The sequence below is a fragment of the Streptomyces sp. NRRL F-5650 genome, assembly GCF_000721365.1.
GTDB lineage: Bacteria > Actinomycetota > Actinomycetes > Streptomycetales > Streptomycetaceae > Streptomyces > Streptomyces ardesiacus.
In genome coordinates, this window is sequence record NZ_JOGV01000094.1 from 1 (window position 1) to 12636 (window position 12636).

General features: G+C 74.2%; 1 protein-coding gene and 2 pseudogenes. All 3 read left to right on the forward strand.

The genetic code is table 11. The features are described 5' to 3' along the window. The coding region (locus IG88_RS0137255) for an SDR family NAD(P)-dependent oxidoreductase (RefSeq protein WP_234332481.1) at positions 1-2250 on the forward strand (2250 nt) is incomplete at its 5' end. Positions 2251-2397: 147 nt separating this feature from the next. Continuing rightward, positions 2398-8764 (forward strand): annotated as a pseudogene (locus tag IG88_RS44805) (SDR family NAD(P)-dependent oxidoreductase). A gap of 80 nt (positions 8765-8844) precedes the next feature. Continuing rightward, positions 8845-12636 (forward strand): annotated as a pseudogene (locus IG88_RS0137265) (type I polyketide synthase); the annotation flags it as partial.

Below are 12636 nucleotides of genomic sequence, written 5' to 3' on the forward strand. Positions count from 1 at the left end.
TTCGTCCGGGGGCTGGCGCGTCTGTATGCGCGGGGGGCGGTGGTGTCGTGGCCGGGGCTGCGTCCCGGACGGCGGGTCGCGTTGCCCACGTACGCCTTCAACCGACAGCGCTACTGGCTGGACGCCCCCGTCACCAGCGGTGAGGAGCACACCTCCGAGTTCGACCAGGCGTTCTGGACCGCTGTGGAGGGTGAGGACACGCAGGCCCTGGCCCGCGCCCTGGGTGTCGACGAGGAGCGGCAGTCGTCTCTGCGGGAGATCCTGCCGGTCCTCGCCGACCGGCGCCGCAGGTCCAAGGAGCGCTCGGACCTCGGCGCGCTCTGCTACGAGGTGAACTGGCGTCCGCTCGCCGAACCCGCCGCACAGCCGACCGGCACCTGGCTGGTGATCACCGCGGGGGGCAGGGCCGCCGCCGAGTGTGTCGCGACGCTGGAGAGGCAGGGCCTCCCCGTCGTGACCATGGACGTCTCCGCCGACATCGAGGGCGCCACGGACCCTGACGCCCTCGCCGAGGGGCTCCGTGCCGTGACCGCGGACACACCCGTGCGCGGAGTGCTCGCCCTCCCCGCGCTGGCGGAGAACCGGAGCGACGCCTGGCCGCTGGCCGTCACCCACGCGCTGGTGCGCGCCCTGGGCGAGGCGGACGTGCCGGCACCCCTGTGGTGCGTCACCCAGGGCGCGGTGGCCGTCACGGCCGAGGAGACCAGGCCGGGCCAGGCGCAGGTCTGGGGCCTCGGCCGGGTGGCCGCGCTGGAGCACCCGGAGCGCTGGGGCGGGCTCATCGACCTGCCCGAGGAGCTCGGGGCACGGGACACCGCACGACTGGGCGCCGTCCTGGCCGGGACCACCGGCGAGGACCAGGTGGCGCTGCGCGCCGGCGGGCTCTTCGCCCGGCGGCTGCGGCGCGCCCCCCACGCGGTCGCGGTGGACGGCGCGGGCTGGACCCCGCGCGGCACGGCCCTGGTCACGGGCGGCACCGGCGCCCTGGGCGCCCATGTGGCCCGCTGGCTGGCGCGCTCGGGCGTGGAGCATCTGGTGCTGACCAGCCGCAGGGGCCGCCAGGCTCCCGGGGCCGCGGCGCTGGAAGCCGAACTGGCGGGCCTGGGGGCCAAGGTGACCATCGCCGCGTGCGACGTAGCCGACCGGGGTGAGCTGGACGCGCTGCTCGCCGAGCTCACCGCCGACGGTGTTCGCGTCACGTCGGTGCTGCACACCGCGGGTGTCACGCAGACCAGCCGTATCGAGGAGACACGGGCACAGGACGTGACCGCCATCAGCGCGGGCAAGGCCGACGGCGCACGCCACCTCGACGAAGCCTTCGCCGACACCGAGCTGGACGCGTTCGTGCTGTTCGCCTCCACGGCCGGCGTCTGGGGCGGTGCCGGACAAGGGGCCTACGGAGCCGCCAACGCCTACCTCGACGCGCTGGCCCAACGGCGCAGGGCGCGGGGTGCCGTCGCCACCTCGGTGGCGTGGGGACCGTGGAGCGAGGGCGGCATGGCGGCCCAGGGCGACGCCGAGGCGCACCTGCGCCGACGCGGCGTGCGGGCGCTCGCACCGGACACCGCGCTGACCCTGCTCCGGCACGCGATCGACCAGCGGGTGACCTGCCTGACGGTGGCCGACGTCGACTGGGAGAAGTTCGCCCTGTCGTACACCTCGACGCGGCCCAGCGCCCTGCTGTCCGACATTCCCGAGGCCGTGCGGGCGCAGGCACCCGCCGAGCCTGCCCGGGACGGCGCGGAGGAGCTTCTGCGACGTCTGTCCGGGCTCTCCGGCGCCGACAGGCGGCAGGCCCTGACCGAGCTGGTCCGCACCCATGCGGCGGCCGTACTCGGACACACGGGGATCGCGGCGATCGAGGCGGACAAGCCGTTCCGCGACGTGGGCTTCGACTCGCTCGCGGCGGTCCAGTTCCGCAACCGGCTGACCGAGGCCACCGGGCTCGCCCTCCCGGCCACCTCGATCTTCGACTACCCCACCCCGGCCGAACTCGCGGAGCACCTGCGCTCCGAACTGGGCACGGGCGAACCGTCGGAGAAGTCCGTGCTCGCCGAGATCGACCGTCTGGAGGGAAGCCTTGCCGCGGTCGCGGCCCAGGCGGCCCCCTCGCCGGACGTTCTGGCCAGGCTGACGGCCCTGGTGGAGCGCTGGTCCTCGGACGTGCCCCGCGAGGCGACCGCCGAACATCTGCGGTCCGCGTCGCGCGACGAGGTCTTCGACTTCATCGAGAACGAGCTCGGGCTGTGAGCCACAGCAGCCCGGGAAGCACGAACGGGCCGGCGCACGACGGCGGGGCCCCTGAGCACGAACGAGCCGGCGCACCCCGGCGGAACCGCGCGCACGAGTGGCGAGCGGCAAGGCGTAAGGCGGCACGAGACACGAATGGGACCCACCATGGATGAGGACAAGACTCTCGACTACCTCAAGCGGGTCACCGCCGACCTGCACAAGGTCCGCGGCCGACTGCGCGAGGTCGAGGACTCGGAGCGGGAGCCCATCGCCATCGTCGGGATGGCCTGCCGGTTCCCCGGCGGCGTCGGCACCCCCGAGGAGCTGTGGGAGCTGGTGCTCCAAAAGGCCGACGGCGTCGGAGAGTTCCCCACGGACCGAGGCTGGGACCTGGGCGCACTCTTCGGGAGCGGTCCCGGACAGGAGGCACGATCGGCCACCCGCGCCGCCGCGTTCCTGCACGACGCCACCGACTTCGACGCGGACTTCTTCGGGATCTCGCCGCGTGAGGCCCTCGCCATGGATCCGCAGCAGCGCTTCCTCCTGGAGACTTCCTGGGAGGCCATCGAGCGGGCCGGGATCGACTCCAAGACGCTGCGCGGCAGCAGGACCGGTGTGTTCGTCGGCACCAACGGCCAGGACTACGCCACCTTGATGCTCGGCGGCAACCAGTCCGAGCTGGCCGGTTTCATGGGCATCGGCAATGCCGCGAGCGTCGCCTCCGGCCGTATCGCCTACACCTTCGGCTTCGAGGGCCCGGCGCTCACCGTGGACACGGCCTGCTCGTCCTCCCTGGTCGCGCTGCACCTGGCCGCGCACGCGCTGCGCAAGGGCGAGTGCACGATGGCCCTCGCGGGCGGCGTGACGATCATGTCGACGCCCAGCATGTTCACCGAGTTCACCAAGCAGCAGGGGCTCGCCCCCGACGGCCGCGTCAAGGCGTTCGCGGCCGCGGCCGACGGCACCGCCTGGGGCGAGGGCGTCGGCGTGCTCCTCGTCGAGCGGCTCTCGGACGCGCGCCGCAACGGTCATCGAGGCCCAGGCCCTGCTCGCCACGTACGGCCAGGACCGTCCCGACGGCCGCCCGCTGCTGCTCGGCTCCGTGAAGTCCAACATCGGCCACACGGCGGCCGCCGCGGGCGTGGCCGGCGTCATCAAGACCGTGTTGGCCCTCCAACACGGCATCGTGCCGCCCACCCTGAACGTGGACGAGCCCACCCCGCACGTCGACTGGAGGACGGGCGACGTCCGCCTCGTCACCGAGGCGACCGACTGGCCGGACACCGGGCAGCCGCGGCGCGCGGGCATCTCCGCGTTCGGCGTGAGCGGCACCAACGCACACGTGATCCTGGAACAGTTCGAGGACGAAGCCGCCGAGGCCGATTCCGCCGGAACACCCTCCGGGAGCCCCGCGCCGCTCACCGCGGACGGCACCCCCGTGCCGTGGGTCATATCGGGCCACACCCCTCGTGCACTGCGCGAACAGGCTGCCCGGCTGCGCGAGTTCGCCGCCGGCACCGCCCCGGACGTCCTCGGCACCGGCCGCGCGCTCGCCCTGCACCGCACCGCGCTGCGGCACCGTGCCGTCGTTCTGTCCGAGGAGCGCGACGGGCTGCTCTCCGGTCTCGACGCCGTCGCCGGGCAGCAGGCCTCCGCACACGTCACGACGGGGGAGGCCGCCTCGTCCGACGCGAAGGTGGTGTTCGTCTTCCCCGGCCAGGGCTCCCAGTGGGCGGGTATGGCCATCGACCTCATGGCCGCGTCGCCGGTCTTCGCCGAGGCCATGCGTGAGTGCGCCGACGAGCTGGCTGAGCACCTCGACTGGGACCCGGTCGAACTGCTCCGAAGCGGTGAGAAGCTGGAGCGCGACGACGTCGTGCAGCCTGTGCTGTGGTCCGTCATGGTCTCCCTCGCGCGGCTGTGGCGCTCCCTGGGCGTGGTGCCCGCCGCTGTCGTCGGCCACTCGCAGGGCGAGATCGCCGCCGCCTGCGCCGCCGGTGCGCTGTCGCTGGCAGACGGCGCCCGCCTCGTGGCCCTGCGCAGCCGGGTGTTCAACGAGCACCTGTCGGGCAAGGGCGCCATGTACTCGCTCTCCGCGACGCCCGAGCAGGCCGCCGCGCTCCTCGGGGACCGGGCCGGAGTGTGGATCGCCTCGGTCAACGGCCCCGAGTCCACCGTCGTGGCCGGCGACCTCGACGCGCTCGCCGAGGTGAACGCCGAGGCCGAGGCCGCCGGGCTGCGACCGCGGAAGGTCGGCATCGAGTACGCGTCCCACACCCCGCACACCGGGCGGGTGCGCGAACAACTGCTCGCCCTTGCCGCGCCGGTCGCCCCGCGCGCCGGGGACACGCCGCTGTACTCGACCGTCACCGCCGGGCCCGTGCCCGGCGAAACGCTCGACGCCGAGTACTGGTACCGCAACCTGCGCGAGCCCGTCCGCTTCCACGAGACCGTCCAACTGCTGCTGGACGAGGGCAACACCGCGTTCGTGGAAGTCAGCCCCCACCCGGTCCTGCTGACCGCGGTCCAGGACACGGTCGCGAACCAGCCGGCGGGCGCCCGCGCCGCCACCGTCACCGGCACCCTGCGCAGGAACGACGGGGGCACCCGCCGGCTCCTGACCTCCCTGGCCGAGCTGTGGACCGGCGGCGTCCACGTCGACTGGGACGCGGTGTACGCCCCCGACGCCCCCGAGGCCACCGATGTCGTGGACCTGCCCACCTACGCCTTCCAGCGCCGCCGCTACTGGCTCTCGGCGGGTACCGGCGGCGCGGCCGACGTCTCCGGCGCCGGGCTGTCCCTCGTGGGACATCCGCTGCTGTCCGCGGGTGTCGAGGCCGCCGACGGCGACCGCTACGTACTCACCGGCAGGATCTCCACCCGCACACACCCCTGGCTCGCCGACCACCAGGTCCTCGGCCGTGTCCTCGTACCCGGTACCGCTCTGGTCGAACTCGCCCTGTGTGCCGGCGAGTACGTCGGCTGCGACCAGGTCGCCGAACTCGTTCTGGAGAGTCCGCTGGCCCTGGCCGCCGAAGGACCTGGCGTGGACGTCCAGGTCACCGTCGGCGAGGCCGGCCAGGCAGGGGCCCGCCCGGTGCGGATCTTCTCCCGCGGCGCCGGCGCCGACGGTGGCGCGCAGGAGTGGACGGGCCACGCCAGTGGCTTGCTGACCGCGGAGCCCGCCACCGCGCCCGTGGCCGAGCAGTCCGCCTGGCCGCCGCCCGACGCGACACCGGTGCCCGTCGAGGGCCTGTACGAGCGGCTGAGTGAGTGGGGCTACTCCTACGGCCCCGTCTTCCAGGGGCTGCGCGCGCTGTGGCGGCGCGGCGACGAACTCCTCGCCGAGGTCGGACTGGACCAGCGGGGCGGCGCGGACGCAGCCGGCTTCGGCGTGCACCCGGCGCTCTTCGACGCGGCCCTGCACAGCCAGATCGCCACCGCCCTCGACCAGGAGAGCGGCATCGAGCCGAGGCTGCCGTTCTCCTTCGGTGGGGTACGCCTGCACGCCACCGGAGCCACCACGGCCCGCGTCCGGCTCACCCCGAGCGGTGCGGACGCCCTGTCCCTGACGATGACCGACTCCTCGGGTCTGCCCGTGCTCACCGTCGACGAGCTGACCTCGCGGCCCCTGACGGCTGCCGCCGTCCGTGAACGGCCGCGCGCGGACGGCCTGTTCCGCCTCGACTGGGTCGCGTTGCCCGAGGTCCCCGAACGGTCCGGGCAGAGCCCGGCCGTGCTCGGGGGCGCGGGCGACCTCGCCGCAGGCGACGAGGGAGCCGTCCGGTTCGCCGACCTCGCCGCGCTCCAGGAGGCGGTACGCACCGGCGAGGAACTGCCCGGCGTCGTGCTGCTCGCAGTGCCCGCGGGAGGCGACGACACCCTGGCCACCACCCGCGAAACGACCGGAGCCGTCCTCGACGCACTGCAGGCATGGCTCGCCGCCGAGGAGACCGAGACCGCCACCCTCGCAGTCGTCACCCGTTGCGGAGCCGCCGCCGTGCCCGGCGACACCATCGACCCGGTGCACTCCGCGGTCCGCGGCCTGGTGCGCTCCGCCTGCTCCGAGAACCCCGGCAGGATCGTCCAGATCGACCTCGACAGCGATGCCCGCTCGGTCGCCGCCCTGTCCGCCGGCGTCACCGCCGCCGTGGCCGCGGGGGAGACTGAGAGCGCGGTGCGCGCCGGAGCCGCCCTGGCGCCCCGGCTCGTCCGCGTGGTCCCCGCCGACACCCTGGCCCCGCCCGCCGACGGTGCGTGGAGCCTCGACGTGGACGGGAGCGGCACCCTCGAAGGGCTTCGGCTCGTGCCGTGCCCGCAGGCCGAGGCGCCACTGGCCGACGGCCAGGTGCGCGTCGAGGTCCGGGCGACCGGCGTGAACTTCCGCGACGTCCTGCTCGCCCTGGGCGTGGTCGACGTCGCCGACTCCTTCACCGATACGGCCTTCGGCTCCGAGGGCGCGGGCTTCGTCACCGAGGTCGGCCCCGGCGTCACCGGCCTGCGCGTCGGCGACCGCGTGATGGGCCTGCTGTCCGGCTCGTACGCGGGACCGCTGGCCGTCACCGACGCCCGTACCGTCGCGCCGATCCCCACCGGCTGGTCCTTCGCCCAGGCCGCCGCCGTGCCCACCGTGTTCCTCACCGCGTACTACGCGCTGCAGGACCTCGCCCGGGTCGAGGAGGGCGAGTCGCTGCTCGTCCACGCCGCGGCCGGCGGCGTGGGCATGGCAGCCGTCCAGCTCGCACGCCACTGGGGCATCGAGGTGTACGCCACCGCCAGCGAACCCAAATGGCCGACCGTGCGCGCCTCCGGCGTACCCGCCGACCGCCTCGCGTCCTCGCGCACCCTGGACTTCGCCGAGACCTTCCGCGCCGCAAGCGGCGGCCGGGGCGTCGACGTGGTCCTCAACTGCCTGGCACGGGAGTTCACCGACGCCTCGTTCGACCTCCTGGTCCCCGAAGGCCGGTTCATCGAAATGGGCAAGACCGACATCCGTACACCGGAGGCCGTCAGCGCCTCCTGGCCCGGCACGTTCTACCGCTCCTTCGACCTCGGCGAAGCAGGCGCCCGGCGCATCGGCGAGATGCTCACCCACCTCGCCCAGCTCTTCGAGGAAGGGGTGCTGTCCCCGCTGCCGGTGACCACCTGGGACGTCCGCCGGGCGCCCGAGGCCTTCCGCCACCTCAGCCAGGCCAAGCACATCGGCAAGGTCGCCCTCACCATTCCCACGGCCACCCTGGACGGCACCGTCCTGGTCACCGGCGGCACCGGATCCCTCGGCGCCTCCGTCGCCCGGCACCTGGCCCAACGGCACGGCGTCACGGACCTGGTGCTCACCAGCCGCCGCGGCCCCGAGGCGTCCGGCACCCCGGAACTGGTCGCGGAACTCGCCGAACTCGGCGCCACCGCCCGCATCGTGGCGTGCGACGCCGCCGAACGCGACGACCTCGCCGCCCTGCTGGACGGCATCGAGGACCTGCGGGGCGTGGTGCACGCCGCGGGCGTGATCGACGACGGGGTGATCACGGCACTGAACCGCGAACGGCTCGACACGGTGCTGCGCCCCAAGGCCGACGCCGCCTGGCACCTGCACGAACTCACCCGCGGCAAGGACCTCGCCGTCTTCGCGATGTTCTCCTCCGCCTCCGGAGTGTTCGGCGCGCCCGGCCAGGCCAACTACGCCGCGGCCAACGCCTTCCTGGACGGTCTCGCGCACCACCGCCGCCGCCTCGGACTGCCCGCGCAGTCCCTGTCCTGGGGGCTGTGGGCGCAGACCAGCGGGATCACCGGCGAACTCGGCCAGGCCGACCTCGACCGGATGGCACGTACCGGTGTACGCGCCCTGTCCACGGCCGACGGTCTCGCCCTCTTCGACGCCGCCACCGGCGACAACCACACCCACACCGTCCCCGTGAAGCTGGACCCTTCCCGGTTCACCGGCGACGTCGCACCCCTGCTGCGCGGCCTGGTCAAGGCTCCCGCCAAGCGGACGGCGACCACCTCCGCCACGGGCGACGGGAGCGGCGGCGGACTCGCCGAACGCCTGGCCCGGCTGTCCCCGAAGGAGTGCGAAGAGCTGCTGACCGAGGAGGTGCGCAGGCAGGCATCGGTCGTCCTCGGCCATGACGACACCGACACCGTGGCCGCCGAACGGCCGTTCAAGAACCTCGGCTTCGACTCGCTCACCACCGTCGAACTGCGGAACCGGCTCAACGCCGCCACCGGTCTGCGGCTCCCGGTCACCCTGCTGTTCGACCACCCCACACCCGCGGCCGTCGCGGCCCACCTCAGGCAGCAACTGCTCCCGGAGATCGACCCGGCCGCGCTCGCCGCGAGCAGGCTCTCCGCCCTGGAGGCGCTGCTCGACGAGGTCGCCGAGGACGACCCGAGGCGTGCCAACCTCACCGTGCGGCTGCGGGCGGTGCTCGCGAAGTGGACCAGGAGCGACGCCGGCGACCACCCGGGCAGCCTGACCGACGTGACCGACGCGGAACTGTTCGAGCTCATGGACAACAGGCCATGGACGAGCTGACCGGCGGACGGGTCACCCCGTCCGCCGTGTGAATCCACCTGCTGACCGCATTCGCTGGACCGGAAGAGGACTGGATGTCGAACGAGCAGAAGCTCCGCGAGTACCTGAAGCAGGCGGTTGCCGACGCCCGCGACTCCTACACACGGCTGCGCGCCGTCGAGGAGGCCGCCCGTGAGCCGCTCGCCGTCATCGGCATGAGCTGCCGCTTCCCCGGCGGGGTGCAGACCCCCGAGGACCTGTGGGAGCTGGTCGCCGAAGGGCGCGTGGGCATCGCGGACTTCCCCTCGGACCGCGGGTGGGACCTGGGGGCCCTCTACGACCCGGAGGGGCTGCGCCCGCGGACCTCGTACATCCGCAAGGGCGGATTCATCGACGGCGCCGCGGACTTCGACGCCGAGTTCTTCGAGATATCCCCGCGCGAGGCCCTCGCCATGGACCCGCAGCAGCGTGTGCTCATGGAGGCGTCCTGGGAGGCGTTCGAGCGCGCCGGGATCGACCCGGGCACGCTGCGCGGCGAGAGCGCGGGTGTCTTCGTCGGCGGCGTCCTGTCCGGCTACGGCTCGAACGCGGGCAGCACGCAGGACAGCGAGGGATACCTGCTGACCGGCAACGCCTCCAGCATCTTCTCCGGCCGCCTCTCCTACACGTACGGGTTCGAGGGGCCGGCCGTCACCGTCGACACCGCCTGTTCGTCCTCGCTGACCGCGCTGCACCTCGCGGCGCAGTCGCTGCGCAGCAAGGAGAGTTCGCTGGCCGTGGTGGGCGGCGTGATGGTGATGTCGACGCCGGACGCCTTCACCGAGTTCAGCAAGCAGCGCGGGCTCGCCCCCGACGGCCTCGTCAAGGCGTTCGCGGCCGCGGCCGACGGCACCGCCTGGGGCGAGGGCGTCGGCGTGCTCCTCGTCGAGCGGCTCTCGGACGCGCGCCGCAACGGTCAGACCCTGGGCGACCCGATCGAGGCCCAGGCGGTCCTCGCGACGTACGGTCAGGACCGCCCCGACGGCCGGCCGCTGCTGCTCGGCTCGGTCAAGTCCAACATCGGCCACACACAGGCCGCCGCCGGTATCGCGGGCGTCATCAAGATGGTGCTCGCCCTGCAGCACGGTGTGGTGCCGCCCACCCTGAACGTGGACGAGCCCACCCCGCACGTCGACTGGACGGCGGGTGCTGTCGAGCTGGTGACCGAGGCCGTCGCCTGGCCCGAGACGGGCAGGCCGCGGCGTGCGGCGGTCTCCTCGTTCGGCATCAGCGGAACCAACGCCCACGTCGTCCTCGAACAGGCCCCCGAGACCGAGGAGCCGTCCGCGGGCGAGGCGCCGGTGGCGGTGCTCACCGGCGTCCCGGCTCCCTGGCCGCTGTCCGCCAAGAACGCCGCCGCGCTGTACGACCAGGGCGGCAGACTGCTCAGCTTCCTCGCCGACGCGGGCGCCCCGGACACGGACGCCGTCGCCGCCGCCCTCGTCCACACCCGCGCCTCGTTCCCCCACCGCGCCGTCGTCCTGGGCGACGAGCGCCCCGCGGCGCTCGCCTCGCTGGCCGACGGTACGGCGGACGCGCCCGGCCTGGTACACGGCACCGCACGCCCCGGCCCCAAGGTCGCGTTCGTCTTTCCCGGCCAGGGCTCCCAGTGGACCGGCATGGCCACCGGACTCCTCACGTCCTCGCCGGTCTTCGCCGAGGCCATGCGCGAGTGCGCCGACGCTCTGGCGCCGCACGCCGACTGGCGTCTGCTCGACGTCCTCGGCGACGAACAGGCCCTCAACCGGGTCGACGTGGTGCAGCCCGTGCTGTGGGCCGTCATGGTCTCCCTCGCCAAGGTCTGGCAGGTCGCGGGCGTCACGCCCGATGTCGTGGTGGGACACTCCCAGGGCGAGATCGCTGCCGCCTGCGCCGCCGGCATTCTCTCCCTCACGGACGGGGCGCGCCTGGTCGCGCTGCGCAGCCGCACCATCGCCGAGGACCTTGCCGGACACGGCGGCATGGTCTCCCTGGCCGCCTCGGCGGAGCGCGCCGCCGAACTCCTCGGCGGACGCGACGACGTCTGGGTGGCCGCCGTCAACGGACCCGGCGCGACCGTCGTCGCCGGCGCCCCCGAAGCGCTCGCCGAGGTCTCCGAGGCCGCCGAGGCCGCCGGCGTCCGTGCCCGCACCGTCCCGGTCGACTACGCGTCCCACACCCCGCACGTGGAGAGCGTCCGCGACCGGCTCCTCCAGGTCACCGGACCCCTCACGCCACGCGCCGGCTCCGTACCGATGTACTCGTCGGTGACCGCGGCGCTCCTCGACGGTGACCGTGCCGACGCGCGGTACTGGTACCGGAACCTGCGCGAGCCGGTCCGTTTCGCCGAGACGGTCACCGCGCTCCTCGCCCGCGGCATCGACACGTTCGTCGAGATCAGCCCGCACCCGGTGATCGCCCCCGCCGTCGAGGACCTCGCGGCCGCCGCGGGCCACGACGACGTGGTCGTCTCGGGCACGCTCCGCCGGGACCAGCACGAGAGCACCGCCCTGACCCGTGCCGCCGCCACCCTGTGGACCCGCGGCGCCGGCATCTCATGGGACGCCTTCCGGGACGGCGCGGCCACCCTCGCCACCCCGGCCGGTCCGACCGCCGGGGCCGGACTGCCGACGTACCCGTTCCAGCGGCGCCGCTTCTGGCTGGAGGGCGCCGCCGGCACCGGGGACGCCACGGGCATCGGGCTCGATCCGGTCACCCACCCGCTGCTCGCCGCCGCCACGATCCCCGCCGAGTCCGGCACGGCCGTCCTCACAGGCAGGATCTCCCTGCCGACCCACCCATGGCTGGCCGACCACGTCCTCATGGACGCCGTGCTCCTTCCCGGCACCGCCTTCCTCGAACTCGCGCTCGCCGCAGGCCGGGAGAGGGGCTGCGGCCGGGTTCAGGAGCTCACCCTGGAACGCCCCCTCACCCTCACCGCCGACACCGGCACAACCCTCCAGGTCCAGATCACCGAGGCCGACGAGTCCGGCGCGCGGACCGCCACGATCCACTCCAGGACCGGCACCGCCGGCCAGGAGGAGCCCGCCGAGTGGATCCGGCACGCCACTGCCACCCTGACGGCCGAAGAGGTACGGGCGCCGGGGGAGTTCGGTGACCTCCAGGGCGCCTGGCCGCCTGCAGGCGCCGCCCCCGTCGAGTTGGGAGACGTCTACGGCGCGCTGTTCGAGCGCGGCTACGAGTACGGCCCCGCATTCCAGGGCCTGCAGGCCGTCTGGCGCCGCGGTGACGAGGTGTTCGCCGAAGTGGCCCTGCCCGAAGAGGCGGCCGCCGGTGACTTCCTCGCCCACCCCGCTCTCCTCGACGCCGCCCTGCACGCCATGGGCCCGGGCGGCGTGTTCGGGGACGAGGGCGCGGTGCGCCTCCCGTTCGCCTGGTCCGGCGTGCAGACCTGGAGCGACGGCGCCACCTCGCTGCGCGTCCGGCTGACCGCGGCCGGTGGCGACGGCGTACGGCTGCTGGCCACGGATACCGCGGGCACACCCGTCGCCTCCGTGGACGAGCTCGTGCTGCGCCCGCTCTCCGCCGCCGACGTGCGCGCGGCCGCCCCCACCCGGTCGTTGTACGTCCCGCGCTGGGACGTCTGGCGGCCGGCGACCGCCGCCGCAGTCCCCGCCGTCCCCTGGCACCCGGGCGCCGCGCTCGCCGAGGTCGTCGCCGACGCCCCCGAGCTGGTGCTGCTCGACTGCACCGCGCAGGAACTGCCCGGCGGCGACGACGTGCCGGCCGCGGCCCACGCCCTGGTCGGGTTCGTGCTCGCGCGCGTTCAGGAGTGGCTTGCCGACGAGGCGCTCGTCGACGCGAGGCTCGTCGTGGTCACCCGTGGTGCCGTCGCGGTGTCGGGCGGCGAGCGG